The sequence below is a fragment of the Streptomyces sp. NPDC058637 genome, assembly GCF_042717325.1.
In the GTDB taxonomy this organism is placed as follows: Bacteria; Actinomycetota; Actinomycetes; order Streptomycetales; family Streptomycetaceae; genus Streptomyces.
The window spans coordinates 37,500-52,294 of the sequence record NZ_JBHXRD010000026.1 but is presented as its reverse complement, the minus strand read 5'-3'; the positions used below and the strand labels follow the sequence as shown (position 1 = coordinate 52,294).

Genomic DNA, 14,795 nt, shown 5'->3' with positions numbered 1-14,795 from the left:
GTGTGGTCCGTCCCCGTCAGCCCTTGCACAGATCGGCGGTCTTCAGGGTGGCCGGCGGGATCTCCGTCGCGCCGAAGCCGTACTCCCTGAGGAGACCCACGTAGCGGGACCGGTCCGAGACGATCTTCTTGAGTTCGCGGTTGAAGGAGTCCCGCAGGTCCTCGTTGCCCGTGCGGAAGACCGCGCCGCCCGGGGAGAACTGCTGCTTACCGTCCAGCTCCGGCACGAAGGCCTCGGTGACCTCGGTGTCCGGGTTGGTCTTCGCGAGCCAGCGCAGCGAGATGCCGGTGAGCAGGAACGCGTCGATCCGGCCGCCCTTGACGGCGTCGGCGCCGTCCTGCGGCTTCTGCAGCGTCTTGATCTTCCCCTCGGCGATGCCCGCGCCCTCGGCGTACGAGCCCTCGACGGCACCGGACATCACGCCGACGGTGACTCCGGCGGCCTTCGCGGACGCCAGGTCGGTGAGCTTCCTCGGGTTGCCCTTCCTCACCATCAGCGCCGTGGGGGAGATGAACTCCGGTTCGGAGAAGATGGCGTTGGCGCAGCGCTCGGGCGTGATGGCCATGCCCGCGCTGACCACGTCGTACTTCCCGGCCTGCAGACCGGGGATCAGTCCGTCCCACTCCGAGAGGGTGGGCTTCAGCTCGTCGACGCCGAGCGCCTTGAAGATCTCCCGGTGCAGGGTGGGCGCCTCGCCCTTCAGCTCCTTGCCCTCCAGGTAGCCGTACGGGGCCTCGTTGGCGTACGCGACCCTGACGAAGCCCTGCTTGCGGAGCTTGTCGAGGGCTCCCTCGCCGTCCGCGGCGCCCGCGTCGGTCTTGCTGCAGGCCGAGAGCAGACCGGGAACGACGAGCAGTCCGCCCACGGCTGCCGATCGGTTGAGGAAACCCCGGCGGGACAGGTTCGGGAAGTCAGCCATGGTTCGCGATCTCCTGGAGGCGTCGGACAGTCCGGACAGGGTGAGCGCCTGCCCGATCCCGTACGTCTATGCAGGAAGCCCTGCCATGTAATCGAACGGTGGCCGGAGGGTGACCTTCCCGTGTCTCGTCGGCGGCGGAGCGCGATCGGGGGTGTGCGGGGCGTATCTGGCGTGCACACCTGGTCCCTGACTGTCCGTTATGCGCAGACGTCAGATGGGAATGTCCGTCGAAGGTACGTAACCACGCTGTATGTCCACCACGTTGGGCAGTGCCTCCCCGGATGCCCAGCGCTCGTACATCGAAACGAACTGCTCGCCCAGCCGGTCCCGCCAGCCGGCCGTGTCCCCGCTCGAGACGAGCAGGCCGGGCGCGTCCCACAGCGGACTGTCCCGGCCCAGCGGTTCCTCCTGGAACACGTCGAGGGCGGCACCCGCGATCCACCGTCTGCGCAGCGCCTCCGCCAGATCGTCCTCGACCACCACCGGCCCGCGTCCCACATTGATGAACCGGGCGTAGGGCTGGAGCAGACCGAAGAACCGCGCGTCGAACATCCCGCGCGTCGACTCCGTCAGCGGGGCCGCGCAGATCACCCAGTCGGCACCGGCCGCCAGCCGGTCCAGATCCTCGGGGCCGTGGATCGAGCGCCGGGTGGTCCGCCCCACGAGCGCCACCTGTACGCCCAGGCCGTGCAGCAGCCGCATGATCTCCCGGCCGACCGGCCCCGCGCCGACGACGACCGCACGGCTGCCGGCGAGCTGCCGGGTCTCCCGGTGGCGCCGGCGCCGCTGCCGCTGGAGCTCCAGCGTGCCGGGGAGGTCCTTCGCGAAGGCGAGGACCAGACCCGCCACGTATTCGGCGACCGGCAGTTCGAAGACGCCCCGGGCGTTGGTCACCACGGTGCCGGAGGCCGCCAGCCCGGGACACAGCAGCCGGTCCACCCCCACGCTCGCGGTGTGCACCCAGCGGGGCCGCGGGCCGTCGCCCGGCCAGGCGGCGCGGACCGCGTCGGAGGTGAAGTCCCAGACCAGCAGCACATCCGCGGTGGGCAGCAGCTCGGCCAGATTCCGCCCGTCGGCGTACCGGACGCGGGCCCGCCCGGTCAGCCGGCCCAGGCGCGGTGACGGGGCGGCGTCCAGGACGAGGATCACGGGGGCCACGGGGATCACTGGTCCGAAGGGTTCGGCGGGTTCGGCGGGTCCGACAGGTTCGGCCATGAGGATTTCCCACGCTCGCACCCGGCCGTCCGGCCGTCAACACGGCCATGGGAAACCCCAGGTCACACCCGCTGCGGGCGGCGATATCCGGCCATCGGAGGAATACTTGTCCCAGGCAGGGGCAGCGGTGACACACGTCGCACGGGAAAGCGACAGGCGGAACACGCGGGACATCCGGACGCGCAGGAGGGATGGACATGACGACCGTAGGACTTCTCTACCCGGGCCACGCCGCGGAGGACGACTTCCCGAGGATGGAGGTCGTACTCGACAGCGACATCAGACTGCCGCTGTTCCACACCGACATCGACGAGGACTCCCGAAGCGTCGAGGCGCTGCGCGGGGTGGCCACCCCCGAACGCCTGGCCGCCGGTGTCGAGGAGCTGCGGATGGCGGGCGCCGAGTCGCTGGTCTGGGCCTGCACCGGCGGCAGTTTCGTCCACGGCTGGGAAGGGGCCCGGGCGCAGAACGCGGCCCTGGCCCGGACCGCGGGACTGCCCGCGTCCAGCACGTCCTTCGCCTTCACGCACGCGGTACGCGAGCTGGGCGCCACCAGGGTCGCGGTCGCCGCCACGTACCCCGAGGACATCGCCGCGCTCTTCGCCGGATTCCTGGAGGCCGGCGGCGTCGAGGTGGCCGCCACCCGGGGCAGCGGCATGATCACCGCCGCCGAGGCCGCCGACTGCGGGCCGGAGCGGGTGAAGGAACTGGCCGTGGCAGGCGACCACCCCGACGCGGAGGTCGTGCTGCTCCCGGACAACGCCCTGCACACCACGGCGTTCATCCCCGAGCTGGAGGAACTTCTCGGCAAGCCCGTGCTCACGGCGAACCAGGTGGCGGTCTGGGAAGGGCTCCGGCTCACCGACCGGCGGATCTGGGCGCCCACGCTCGGCACGCTCTTCGCCACCCGCGAGCCCCCGCTCGGCGCCACCGAACACCGGGGGATCGAGGTGCGGGAGTGACCGGGAGCGGGGCTACGGGACCCGAGGCGAGGGACGGCGTCCGGGAATAAACGGAGTCAACCTCCTGTTCGTACTCTCCGAACATACGCAGCCACAGCATGGGAGAGGCCGGACACGTGGACGAGAACCGAGGCGACGAGATTCGCGGCACCGCGAGCGGGACGGCATCCGTGCCCCTGTCCGTGCTCGATCTGGTGACCGTGGGCCAGGGCCGCACCGCGACCGAGGCCCTGCGCACCAGCGTGGACATCGCGAAGCTCGCCGAGAACCGCGGCTTCCACCGCTTCTGGGTCGCCGAGCACCACTCGATGCCCGGCGTCGCCTCGTCGTCCCCGGCCGTGATCCTGGCCCACCTGGCCGCCCACACCGAGCGCATCAGGCTCGGCTCCGGCGGCGTGATGCTTCCCAACCACGCCCCGCTGGTGATCGCCGAGCAGTTCGGCACCCTGGAGGCGATGGCCCCCGGCCGGGTCGACCTCGGCCTCGGCCGCGCCCCCGGCACGGACGGCGCGACGGCGGCGGCCCTGCGCCGCACCGACCGGCTCAACGAGGGTGCGGACGACTTCCCGCAGCAGCTCGCCGAGCTGACCCGGTTCCTGGACGACGACTTCCCGGACGGCCACCCCTACGCCCGTATCCACGCCGTCCCCGGCCCGGTGCAGGCCACCTCGCCCGGCGGCGTCCAGTCGCCGGGCCGGCCGCCCATCTGGCTGCTGGGCTCCTCCGGCTTCAGCGCCAGGCTGGCCGGCGTCCTCGGACTGCCCTTCGCCTTCGCCCACCACTTCTCGGCCCAGAACACCGTGCCCGCGCTCGACCTCTACCGCGAGTCCTTCAAGCCGTCCGCCGTGCTCGACGCCCCGTACGCCCTGATCGGCGTCGCGGCGCTGGCCGCCGACGAGGAGCGCGAGGCCCGCCGCCAGGTGCTGACCGGTGCCCTGTCGATGGTCCAGCTCCGCACGGGCCGCCCGGGACTCGTGCCGAGCCCCGAGGAGGCGGAGGCGCACGACTACAGCCCCATGGAGCGCGAGTTCGTCGACGGCTGGCTGACCAACATCGTCCACGGCACGGCGGACGAGGTCCGCAGCGGCCTGGACGACCTGGCCAAGCGCACCGGTGCGGACGAGCTGATGATCACGGCCAACGCGCACGGCGGCGAGGCCCGGCTGCGCTCGTACGAGCTGATCGCGGACGCTTACGGGCTGCCGCGGGCGGCCTGACCCCGAGGGCCCGGCACGGCCGGACCCCGGTGGTCCGGCCGGCTCAGCTCTCCGGTGGCCTGGTGCCGATCAGTTCCGCGATGCGCTCCGGGGCCACCGCGCGGGAGTACAGCCAGCCCTGCCCGGTGTCACAGCCGATCCGCCGCAGCCGCTCCGCCTGGCCCGAGGTCTCCACGCACTCCGCGGTGACCGTCAGCCCCAGGCGGTGCGCCAGCTGCACCATGGCCTCGACGATCGTCTCGTCGGCGGGGCTGGGGTGCGCGCCGCCCTCGTAGCGGAAGCCGCGTACGAAGGAGCCGTCCAGCTTCAGCACGGAGACGGGCAGCCGGCTCAGGTAGGCGAGGTTGGAGTAGCCGGTGCCGAAGTCGTCGATCGCGATGCGGACACCCATGTCGCTGAGCGACTGCAGCACCCGCAGCGGCCGGCCCGACGAACCCATCACGGCGGACTCGGTCAACTCCAGCTGCAAAAGGCCCGGTTCGAGACCGGTCTCGGCCAGGACCTCCGCCACGTCGGCGACCAGGTCGGAGTCCCAGACCTGGCGGACCGCGACGTTGACGCTGATGAACAGCGGTGGCTCGTCCGGGTGTTCGAGCTGCCAGCGGCGGGCCTGACGGCAGGCGGTACGCAGCACCCACCGGCCGAGCTGCACGATCGTGCCGTCCTCCTCGGCGATCGGGACGAACCGGCTCGGTGCCAGCGTGCCGAACTGCGGGTGGTTCCACCGGACCAGGGCCTCCACACCCCGTACGACCTCGTCGGCCATGCCGACCAGCGGCTGGTACTCCAGCGTGAACTCGCCGCGCTCCACGGCGGGCCTGAGCGTGGCCGACAGCGCCTGCCGGGTCATCCGGTGCGCGTTGCGCTCGGGGTCGAAGAGCGTCCAGCGGGACCGGCCGTCGGCCTTCGCCCAGTACAGCGTGGTGTCCGCCGCCTGCATCAGCCAGGTGGGCGAGGTGCCCGCGGACGCCCGCTCCACCACCCCGATCGAGGCGGAGACCGAGAGCCGCTGCCCGCCGAGGTCGAAGGGCCTCTGGAGCGCGGTCAGCACCGAGCGCGCGAGCTCGGTGAGCTGGTGCGTGCCCGCCGAGTCCTCGACCAGGATCGCGAACTCGTCACCGCCCAGGCGCGCCACCAGGTGCCCGCCGGCCCGGTGGTGGCCGTCGGCCTCCGCGCAGTCGGAGAGCCGGTCGGCGACGGCGGCGAGCAGCCGGTCGCCGGTGCCGTGCCCCAGGGTGTCGTTGACCGCCTTGAAACCGTCGAGATCCAGATAGCAGAGGCCGATCCGGTCGTGCCGGGGCGGCGAGTCGTCCTGGAACGCCGGGGACTCCAGGGCGAGGGAGAGCCGCTCGAAGAACAGCGTCCGGTTGGCCAGCCGGGTCACCGGATCATGCATCCGGAGATGACGCAGCCGCTGCTGCAGCTCACGCCGGTCGCTGATGTCCGCCACGGTCAGGAGCACGCTTCCGGCGCCGGTGGAGGGCTCCTGACCGGTGGGGACCCTCGTGCCGGTGGGGACCCCCGTGCCGGTGGGGACCCCTGTACCCGTGGAGGGTGGCCCTTCGCAGGCTGAGGGCTCCGTGCCTGCCTGGGTGTCGTCCCGCATCGGCACGACCGTGACCTCGACCCACACGGACCGGCCGTCGGAGTGCTTGAGCCGGCGGGTGCAGCGCAGCCGGGACCGGGTGCCGAGCAGGACCTCGCCGTAGGCGTCCCAGGTGCGGTGGTCCGACGCCAGGTCGACGAGGTCGGCCGCGGGCCGGCGGACCAGCGACCCGGGGTCGGCGCCGAGCAGCGCGCCCAGGGCGTCGTTCGCCCGGACGACCTCGCCCCGGTGGTCGACGACGGCCATCGGGAGGGCGGCCACCCGGAACGCCGCCCGGTAGTCACGCAGCTCGGAGATGCCGGAGCCTTGATGATCACTTTCCGTGACAGTCGGTCGCCCGGCGCCCGGGGTCGTGCCCGCCGGGGGCGTAGGCCCTTCGGAGGTTCCGCTCACCGCTCGCTCCCGCTGTGCAGATTGTCATGAACAGGTTGGCCGGGCAGGGGTCATCGGGTGGAGTGCCGTGCCGGAGACGGAAACCACGCGGGAAAGCGAGGTGAAGCATAGAGGGTGGCGCGTCGGCCGTTCCAGCGCGCCCGCCGATTCCGGCCCACTGCACGCGCATGGCCCACGGGGGGAGGACGCCCCTCTCTATGCCCAAGAATGTTGTCTTATGTATTGATCTGTTCTGTTGTGTTGCTTGGGTGATCGATTGTGACTTTCTGTGAGCGAGATCTGACAGAGTCCGCGACTCGCTGACCCGTGTGGGGCAGCACAACAGGGCGTACGGGGCCGAACCGGCCCAGGGTGAGGGGGATGTCCCGCATTCGCCACCCGGAGGTAGATGTGCCGCGTCAGCACGGACCCGGGGGGGCGGAGAGGCCGACTCTGCGCAGTGCGGCGGCCGCTCTCACCTCCCTCCTGGCGCTCGCCGCCACCGGACTCGTCGCCGGGCCCGCCGTGGGAGCCTCGCGGGACGCGGGCCCGTGCGCCCTGCCCAGGACCGGCGCCCACCACTCGCTCGGCCTCGACAGCTGGAACGAGGCCTACCCGCGCCCCGACCGCGGCCTCGACGCGGTCATGGTCTTCCTCTCGTTCCCGGACTCCGAACCCGTCGTGTCCCCCGACGTGCTCGCCACCGACTACTTCCCCTCGACCACCCGCTTCTTCCAGCGGGCCTCGTACGGGAAATTCACCCTGCGCGCCCACCCGCAGCGGCAGTGGACCCGGATGCCACACCCCTCCACCCGGTACGGGATACAGCGTGACTGGGGTGCCGAGCGGCGCAGCGACTACCTCCGCGACGCGATCGAGGCCGCCGACGGGCAGACCGACTTCTCCGCCTACGACATCGTCTACCTCGTCGCCGACCCGGACGCGCCGGGAGTCGACTCCGACGCCACGAAGGTCGTCAACTTCGACCGGCCGCTGCGGGCCGACGGTGCGGACATCAGGCGGGTGGTCACCCTCTTCGAGGAGCACCCGCCGGACCGGAACGTCCTCGCGCACGAGACCGGGCACGTCTTCGACCTGGCAGACCTCTACCACCGGCCGGAGGACGGCAAGGGCGACTGGGACACCTTCGTCGGGGACTGGGACGTGATGGGCAGCCAGTTCGGACTGGCGCCCGACCTCTTCGGCTGGCACAAGTGGAAGCTCGGCTGGCTGGGCCGGGACCAGGTCGTCTGCGTGCAGGGCGGCGCCGACCTCACCCTGGAACCCATGGCCGAGGTGCCCGTGCGCGGCGCGTCCCTCGGCACCCGGCTGGCGGTCGTCCGGACCGGTGCGGACAGCGCGCTGGCCATCGAGGCCCGCAGCGCCACCGGCAACGACCGGACGACCTGCACCGAAGGCGTCCTGCTCTACCGGATCCGCAACGCGACACCGTCCGGCGGCGGCCCCGTCGAGGTGCTGGACACCCATCCCGACTCCGACGCCTGCTGGGACCGGTCGGTCTACCCGCCCCTCGCGGACGCCCCGCTGCGCGAGGGCGAGCGCTACACCGTGCCCGGGGAGCGCATCCGGATCGAGGTCGCCGACCGGACCCGGTCGGGCGCCTGGACCGTACGGATCACCACCGGCGCCTGACCCGCGGGCACACGAAGAAGCCCCCTCGCTTCCGCGAGGGGGCTTCTTCCGTCTGTGCGCCGTCAGGGACTCGAACCCCGGACCCGCTGATTAAGAGTCAGCTGCTCTAACCAACTGAGCTAACGGCGCCTGGTGACGTCGTAGACATTAGCACCCGGATCGGCCGGAGGAAAAATCGAATTCCCGGTGGTCGAGGGGGCCGCCGACCTGCCCACCCGTACGCAGGCCCAGAGCAGCACGTCGGGGCCCGGCAGCCAGGGGTTGCGGGTGTCGGGGGCGACCACCCAGCGGGGTCCGCCGGTGTTCGATCCGGCACTCAGCGGGGGGACGGTGACCGCGTCCCCCGTGCCGTGACACAGCAGCGGGGGCAGGGAGGTCTGGTGGGCGCGGGGGCGGCCCGCGGAACCCGTGCCCCACTCCTCCCAGGCCAGCAGGGAGGGCAGCCGCTGGGCGGTGCCGGGCGCGGCGAACAGCAGCATCCGCCCCCGGTGCGTGGCGACCGGGCCGGACCCGGGGCCCTCGGCCCAGAGCCGCTCCAGCATGCGCCGGCCGAACAGGGCGGGCACATTCACCACGTCGAACGAGGAGCCGCACGGCAGGACGCCCGGGGAGCCGGGGCGGGACTCCCACTGCGAGAGCGTGCTGCGGGGGTAGGGCGTGGCTCCGGCCAGCCAGGCGGCTCCCGAAGCGGTGACCTGGGCGGCCCGGTCGTCGGTCGTGCGGTTCTCGGTGAGGTCCCGCAGCAGGGCGAAGATGTCGACGCCGTGGTGCGGGGCGGCACCGGTGTGCAGGGTCGTTTCGTCTTTCAGCCATGCGCTCATGACGTCAGGTCTACCCGGAGTGACGCCGCTGTTTCCGAGAGTTGCCGAAAACCGGACGTGGCGGGCCGCGAAGGGGTAACCTGCCCGACGGCATATGCCAGAGGCTGTACCCGGAGTGACGGAACCCGGAGTGACAAAACCCGGAGTGACGGAACCCACGGCGGATGCGGCTTCGGCGCACCGCCGGCCGCGAGGCCCGTGCGGGAACGTGCGGGCGGCCGGGCAGGGACGCACGCCAGGGCCTGGTGCCGTCAGGGCGGGTCGTCCGTCGGGCCAGGTCGTCGTCGGGGCAGGCCGTCCGTCGGGCCAGGTCGTCGTCGGGGCAGGCCGTCCGAGCGGGGTGCAGGCCGGCCGAGCGGGGTGCAGATCCCGGGCGGGCCGTCAGGGCTTGGGATCGTTGAGCAGGGACCGCCCGAACTCGATCATCTTCTTGGCGTAGTCCTCGGTCCACTCCGCGCGCTCCGCTATGTCCGCGGCCGTGAGCCGGTCGAACCGGCGCGGATCGGCGAGCTGCGCGGCGGCCACGGCCTGGAACTCCACGGCCCGGTCGGTCGCGGCCCGGAAGGCGAGCGTCAGCTCCGTCGCGCGGGCCAGCAGCTCCTTCGGGTCGTCCATCGACTCCAGGTCGAAGAAGTGCTCCGGATCCGCCGCCGCCTCCGACGGCTCGAAGAGCAGCGGTGCGGGGCGCAGCCTCTGCCGCTCGTTCCGCTCGGGGTGTGCCATGTGGTGTTCCTTCCTCGTACGGCCGGACGGCCACCTTCCATTGTCCGACCCGGCGCAAGAGCGCTTCCCACGAACGGGCCACGCGATGCGTGCGGCGCGCCCCAAATTCACGGATTCCAGGGCACCCGGTGCTCCCGGAGGTGGGCCAGGACCGCGTGGTTCGCCTCCCACCCGTCGGGGAACTTCACCGTGACGCCCAGCTGCACGGGCTCCGTCGACGGGTGCTCGTCCAGCAGGTCCGCCACCCCCGCCCGGCACACCACCACGCAGGCGTGCCGGTGCCGCGAGGCCAGCACGCACAGGCGTCCCGTCTCCAGGTGGAAGGCCGTGGCGTCCGGGCGGCCCGACAGCGGATGCAGGACCACCGTCACGTCGAACTCACGGCCCTGGAGCCTGTTGGCCGTGTCCACCGCCACACCCGTCACCCCCAGCTCCGCGAGCGCCGCCCGCACCGCCGCGGCCTGGTCGCGGTGGGCCGTACCGACCGCGACCCGGTCCGCCGTCACCGGAACCGGATCCGGGGACCGCTCGCTCGTCGCGGCGCCGCCCCGGTCGAGCAGCCTGCGGACCACCAGGGCCACCGCCCGCACCGCCTCCGGATCGGTGCGCGGGGTGTGGCGCGCCGGGAGCTCCAGCAGCCCCCAACCGGACTCCGCCGCCTCGTCCAGCACCCGGTCCGGACCCGAGCCGTCCGAGGGCACGCCGAACGACATCCGACGGTCGCCGTGGTCCGTCCCGCTGCGGAACGGCGTGAACGGGTAGAACGCGTCCGAGACGAGCGGCGCCGCCGACGCCGGCAGCCGCCAGGACACCGGCAGCCGGTGCTGGGGCAGCTCCGGATTGTGCGCGAGCAGGGTGGATACCGCGCTCGCCGACGGGTCGTACGACAGCCCGGCCCACTGGTCCGCGCCCACGATCGAGAACGGGTCCAGCTGCCCCGGATCCCCGACGAACAGGGCCCGCTCGAACAGTCCGGCCACGGCCAGCAGCGCGTCCGACCGCATCTGGTACGCCTCGTCGACGATCGCGTGGCCCCACGGCTCCACGTTCTTCACGTGCGCCCACTTGGCGGCCGTGGAGATGACGATGTCCAGCCCGGCCAGATCCGACGCCTTCGCCGACTTCCGTACGTGGTCCAGGCCGTCCAGGACCTTGTCGTACGGATCGGAGTCGCTGCTGTGCAGCCGGCCGACGGGCAGCCCGGGAGCCTTCTCGGCCAGCCGTATCACCAGGTCGTCCACCTGGGCGTTGGTCTGCGCGACCACCATCAGCGGACGTCCCGCGGCGGCCAGTTCGAGCGCGGCGCGCACCACCAGCGTCGACTTGCCCGCGCCCGGCGGCGAGTCCACGACGATGCCGCGCGCCGTACCGCGCAGGGTGTCGCCGAGGATCGCGTCGGTCGCCCGCGCGGCCGCGGCACCCGGGTCGAGAACGGCTGTCACAGGAGGTCCTCCGGCGTCACGGGATCGGGCTTCTCGGCGGGTCCGTCGGCCGCCGCTCCGGGCGGGCCGCCGTGGGTCCACGGGGTGTCCTCGGGGTCGGGCAGCTTCGGACCGCCCCGCTGGTCGTGCTCGAACAGCGTCCAGGCGATCCGGTCCCCGGGCTCCGGCAGCGAACCGGGCGCCGGCTCCTTGCCGCGCCCCATCCGGTCCGTGATCCGCAGGACGAGAAGGACCTCCCCGTCCGGATCCGCGCCCACGTCCCCGCCGTCCTCGGAGAGGCGCGCCACGAACTCCGCCGTCTGCGGCTTGCCGTCCAGCGAGCGGTACACCTTCGTCCGCTCGCCGAGATGCGGGCGCTCGTCCGTCCGCACCGTGACCAGCGGGCGGGGGGAGGGACGCTTCGACTCGCTGTACGCCATCTCCACCTCCGTCACCACCCCGACGAACGCCTCGCCCGCCAGCCGCCGGCCGGCCAGCACCAGCGGATCGTCCAGTGCCTCCTGCGCATCGAGCTGGGCCTGCGCGGTCTCCCGCGAGGCCAGCTTCTGCGCCGCCGTCACCGCGTCGTCCCGGCGCGGCTGCGGCGGCTCGCCCGCCCCCACCCGGTCCCGGTGCGCGGTGAACGACCAGCGGTCCCTGGTCCAGCGGTCCTGCGCCCTCGGTCCCTCCGGCAGCTCCGCCAGCAGGTCGAGCCCACGCCACACGGCGTCCCACGTGGGCCGCAGCACCCCGGTGAGCCGGGACCTGATCTCCCGCTCCGCGCCGCTCAGCTCGACGAGCCCGGCATCGGCGGCCAGACCGTCCTCCGCGGCTGCCAGCGCCGTGCGCGCCCGGTCGTAACGCTCGATCGCGGGCGCCAGCAGCCGGTTGTCGAACGCCGGGTCCGTCGCCGGTCCGGCCGGTGGGCAGAGCAGCTGTCCGGCACGGTCCCGCCCCGTCTCCGCGCGGAGCGCCGCGGCGGCCCCCGACCCGCCCTCCGGCGGGTCGATCCAGGCGAGCAGCGCACCGAGATGCTGGTCCTCCAGGCTGCTCTGGCCCGTCGCCCAGTGCCGGTTCAGCAGATCCGTCGCCGAGAGCAGCAGGGCGGAGCCCGGCACCCTGGCCCGCTCCCCGTAGTGCGTCAGCCAGCGGCCGAGCAGCGGAACGCGGGCGGGTGCCGGATACGGGGTGTCCGGATCGTCCTCGACGGTGCGCCGGAACCGCATGGACCGCCCCAGCAGCCGTACGAAGTCGATGCCCGCCCGGCTCGGCACGATCAGCTGGGCCGCGTCCGTGCAGAGCTCGACCTCGACCTTGGTCTTCCTGCCGGTCGCGGGATCGGTCTCGTTGCGCTCGGCGGGCTCGACGGCGTCCGCGTACGACTCGATGTGCGGCAGCACCGCCTCCGCCAGCTCGGCCAGGAAGGCGAACCGCAGGTCCCGGTCACGGGGCTGGGACACCGTGAGCAGCCTCGGCTCCTCGCGGTCGGTGCCGACGAGCGCGCCGAGCGGGGCACCCGCCTCGCCCGCGGTGGTCAGCGGCACCAGGACGAGCGGCCGGGCGGTCAGATGCCGGTGGCGCACGGTGGTCAGCGGCTGGGCCCGCCCGCTGTCCACCGCCTCCAGCCGGGCCAGGGTGGTGATCAGTGACATGCCGCTCCGTCGCTCCGTGTCTCCAGCGCCTCCGCGCGCAGCGCCGCTGCCCGCCGCAGCGCGGCCACCGTCGGGTCCGCCGGGTCGCCCTCCTTGCCGGCCGCGGCGGCCAGCACCCCGGCGACCGTCGTCAGGCCGCCCAGCTCGCCCCGCACGCTCCGGCCGAGCGTCTCCACGGCGCCCTCCGCGCGGGCCTTCGCCCGGCAGTGGAAGGCCAGCTCGCACGCCGCCAGGCACTCGGGGGCGTACGCCGCCGGGACCGCGTCGACCGCGCTGCCCAGCTCCTGGGGGGTGCACCCCGGGTCGAACGTCGTGCCCTCGGGCAGGGTCGCCGCGATGTCCTCGATCCGGGTCAGCCTGGTCAGCTGGCGGCGGGTGACGGCGCGCTGCTTGCGGACGTCCACGACCGACGCGGTCGGCAGGTTGGAGAAGTCCTTCGGGCAGACCAGCAGGATCCGGTGTCCGACCTCGGCGCCCTCGGTGACGTCGGCGATCCGCTCCAGCGCCAGGACGTAGACCGCGGACTGGCGGGCCGCCGCCCCGACCTTCGCGGCGTCCGCCGAACTGTCGATCATGGGGAAGGACTTGATCTCGACGACGGTCCAGGTGCCGTCGGGGTGCACCACCACGGCGTCCGGCTCCAGATAGGCGGGGGAGCCCGCCACCTCCAGGGCCAGCATCGGATGGTCGAGCAGAGCCCAGCCGCCCGCCGCCGTGGCCTCGCGCAGCGCCAGGGCCGTGCGCGCCGCCCGGCCCTCCGGCCCGGCGGCCGACAGATCGGGCACGGCGGCCTCGCCCGGTGCGTCCGCCCCACCGCCGAGCCGCTCGAACAGCAGGCGCAGCAGCTCCGTACCGCCGTCGGCCTTGACCTTCTTCTCGAAGGCGTTGCCCCGGACGAAGGCGAACTGTGACTGGCCGAACGCGGCGGGGGAGCCCAGCGAGCCGGCGAGCACCCCCTTGTCGACCCCCGCGCCGTCGAGCAGGGCACGCCGCTTGCAGCCGGGGTTCGCGGCGAGGGCGGCCAGCGCACGCGCGTCCAGCGGATGCGGCGCGACGGACGGGCCGCGCAGTTCAGCGAGCCGCTGCCGGAGCGTCGTCGCTGGCGGCCTCGGCGGCGGTGCCGGTGGCCGCGTCGCTGGAATCTGCGGAGGGGGTCCGCTGACCGGGGATTCGCTCACCTGCGGAAGTCTTGCATCCGTCACTGACAATCGTGGACCTCGCGGGCGAGGCCGGGGCGGGAGCCGGGGCGAACGCGGCCCGCGCACGGTCCTTGACGCGGTCCGCGATCCGCATGAACGGCCTGGTCAGCAGTGCTCCGACACCCATCACGGCGGCGCCCGCGACCGCGTCCAGGAAGTAGTGGTTCGCCGTGCCCATCACCACGAGCACGGTGATCAGCGGGTACGCGATGCCCGCCGCCCGCAGCAGCGGGTGGCGTCCGTGGCGCCACAGCAGGACCCCGCACCACACCGCCCAGCCGACATGGAGGCTCGGCATCGCGGCGTACTGGTTCGTCATCCCGCTGAGCCCGCGCGGAGCACTCGCCCCCGCGCCCCACCAGCCGTACGCGCTGTACTGGGCCATCGTGTCGACGAACCCGTGGTGGGCGTCCAGGAGCCGGGGCGGGCAGGTCGGCATCAGCGTGAAGCCGATCAGCCCGATGAGGGTGGAGGTCATCAGCCAGGTGCGGGCCGCCCGGTAGGCGGCCGCCCGGCGCCGGAAGATCCAGATGAGCACGGCCGGGGTGACCAGGTAGTGCAGGGAGGCGTACGCGAAGTCGGCGGGTATCCCCAGGTGGGGGTGGGCGGTCAGCAGCCGGTTGAGCGGGTGCTCGGCGTTGAGGAACAGCGCCTTCTCCAGGCGGAGTATCGCGAGCCCGTGCTCCACGGCCGCCGGTATGTCCTCCCGGACCAGCAGCCGGCCCGCCGAGTACAGCCCGTACACCACCGCTATCAGAGGCAGCTCCGTCCACCAGCGGGGCCGGTGGCCGAGGGCGGGTGTCCCGGCGGTGGCGTGCGGCATCCGATGGCTCTCCCCATGTTCATGCGGTCGACGGCGGCCGTTCAACCGTACGGCGGTCTTCCGGCCCGGACTTCCCCGGGGGCGTTTCCCCGCGGGGGCTCCTGGCCGTGCGGTGGGAGGGACGCCGGCAGTGCCCCGCAGGTTGCCTTCGGGGGGCGTGGGAGATGATGGAGCGGGGCTTCGTCCGCACCGTCCCCCGGCGTGCCGACCTT

12 protein-coding genes and 1 tRNA gene are annotated in these 14,795 nt (G+C 73.1%); 3 read left to right on the top strand and 10 right to left on the bottom strand.

Annotated features, from left to right (window positions below; genetic code table 11):
- Nucleotides 1–16: 16 nt before the first annotated feature.
- Both ehuB and ACFWVP_RS24730 read right to left on the bottom strand, forming a co-directional pair.
- Complete coding sequence (gene ehuB, locus ACFWVP_RS24735) at nucleotides 17–919, bottom strand: ectoine/hydroxyectoine ABC transporter substrate-binding protein EhuB (RefSeq protein WP_384499779.1); 903 nt, start codon at nucleotides 917–919, stop codon at nucleotides 17–19.
- 210 nt (nucleotides 920–1,129) lie between these two features.
- A complete protein-coding gene (locus ACFWVP_RS24730; protein ID WP_384499778.1) occupies nucleotides 1,130–2,134 on the bottom strand; it encodes a D-2-hydroxyacid dehydrogenase in 1,005 nt (334 codons plus the stop codon).
- A gap of 197 nt (nucleotides 2,135–2,331) precedes the next feature.
- Between ACFWVP_RS24730 and ACFWVP_RS24725 the strand changes: the two genes are divergently transcribed.
- Entirely contained in the window at nucleotides 2,332–3,096 is a 765-nt protein-coding gene (locus tag ACFWVP_RS24725) for a decarboxylase (protein WP_384499776.1), read from the top strand.
- 116 nt (nucleotides 3,097–3,212) lie between these two features.
- Entirely contained in the window at nucleotides 3,213–4,313 is a 1,101-nt protein-coding gene (locus tag ACFWVP_RS24720; protein ID WP_384499774.1) for an LLM class flavin-dependent oxidoreductase, read from the top strand.
- Between the two features lie 43 nt (nucleotides 4,314–4,356).
- Here the strand turns inward: ACFWVP_RS24720 and ACFWVP_RS24715 are convergent, their stop codons facing one another.
- Nucleotides 4,357–6,312, bottom strand: coding sequence for a putative bifunctional diguanylate cyclase/phosphodiesterase (locus ACFWVP_RS24715; protein WP_384499773.1), 1,956 nt, complete (start codon nucleotides 6,310–6,312; stop codon nucleotides 4,357–4,359).
- Nucleotides 6,313–6,702: 390 nt separating this feature from the next.
- Between ACFWVP_RS24715 and ACFWVP_RS24710 the strand changes: the two genes are divergently transcribed.
- Nucleotides 6,703–7,944, top strand: coding sequence for a M6 family metalloprotease domain-containing protein (locus ACFWVP_RS24710; RefSeq protein ID WP_384499858.1), 1,242 nt, complete (start codon nucleotides 6,703–6,705; stop codon nucleotides 7,942–7,944).
- 55 nt (nucleotides 7,945–7,999) lie between these two features.
- Here ACFWVP_RS24710 and ACFWVP_RS24705 read toward each other — a convergent pair.
- The 7 genes from ACFWVP_RS24705 to ACFWVP_RS24675 all read right to left on the bottom strand — a co-directional run bounded on the left by ACFWVP_RS24705 (nucleotide 8,000) and on the right by ACFWVP_RS24675 (nucleotide 14,583).
- A tRNA-Lys gene (locus ACFWVP_RS24705) sits at nucleotides 8,000–8,073 on the bottom strand.
- Entirely contained in the window at nucleotides 8,064–8,765 is a 702-nt protein-coding gene (locus ACFWVP_RS24700) for a hypothetical protein (protein ID WP_384499771.1), read from the bottom strand. The genes ACFWVP_RS24705 and ACFWVP_RS24700 overlap by 10 nt, the downstream gene beginning before the upstream one ends.
- A gap of 381 nt (nucleotides 8,766–9,146) precedes the next feature.
- Entirely contained in the window at nucleotides 9,147–9,488 is a 342-nt protein-coding gene (locus tag ACFWVP_RS24695; protein ID WP_384499770.1) for a hypothetical protein, read from the bottom strand.
- Nucleotides 9,489–9,595: 107 nt separating this feature from the next.
- The gene (locus ACFWVP_RS24690) at nucleotides 9,596–10,930 is read right to left on the bottom strand and encodes an AAA domain-containing protein (RefSeq protein WP_384499769.1); all 1,335 of its coding nucleotides are present in this window, start codon (nucleotides 10,928–10,930) and stop codon (nucleotides 9,596–9,598) included.
- Nucleotides 10,927–12,561, bottom strand: coding sequence for a hypothetical protein (locus ACFWVP_RS24685; protein ID WP_384499767.1), 1,635 nt, complete (start codon nucleotides 12,559–12,561; stop codon nucleotides 10,927–10,929). Before ACFWVP_RS24685 ends, ACFWVP_RS24690 begins: the two co-directional genes overlap by 4 nt.
- Nucleotides 12,552–13,739 (bottom strand): hypothetical protein, encoded by a 1,188-nt coding sequence (locus ACFWVP_RS24680; RefSeq protein ID WP_384499765.1) that lies wholly within the window; start codon nucleotides 13,737–13,739, stop codon nucleotides 12,552–12,554. The genes ACFWVP_RS24685 and ACFWVP_RS24680 overlap by 10 nt, the downstream gene beginning before the upstream one ends.
- Nucleotides 13,633–14,583, bottom strand: coding sequence for a phosphatase PAP2 family protein (locus ACFWVP_RS24675; RefSeq protein WP_384499763.1), 951 nt, complete (start codon nucleotides 14,581–14,583; stop codon nucleotides 13,633–13,635). Before ACFWVP_RS24675 ends, ACFWVP_RS24680 begins: the two co-directional genes overlap by 107 nt.
- Nucleotides 14,584–14,795: the final 212 nt, after the last annotated feature.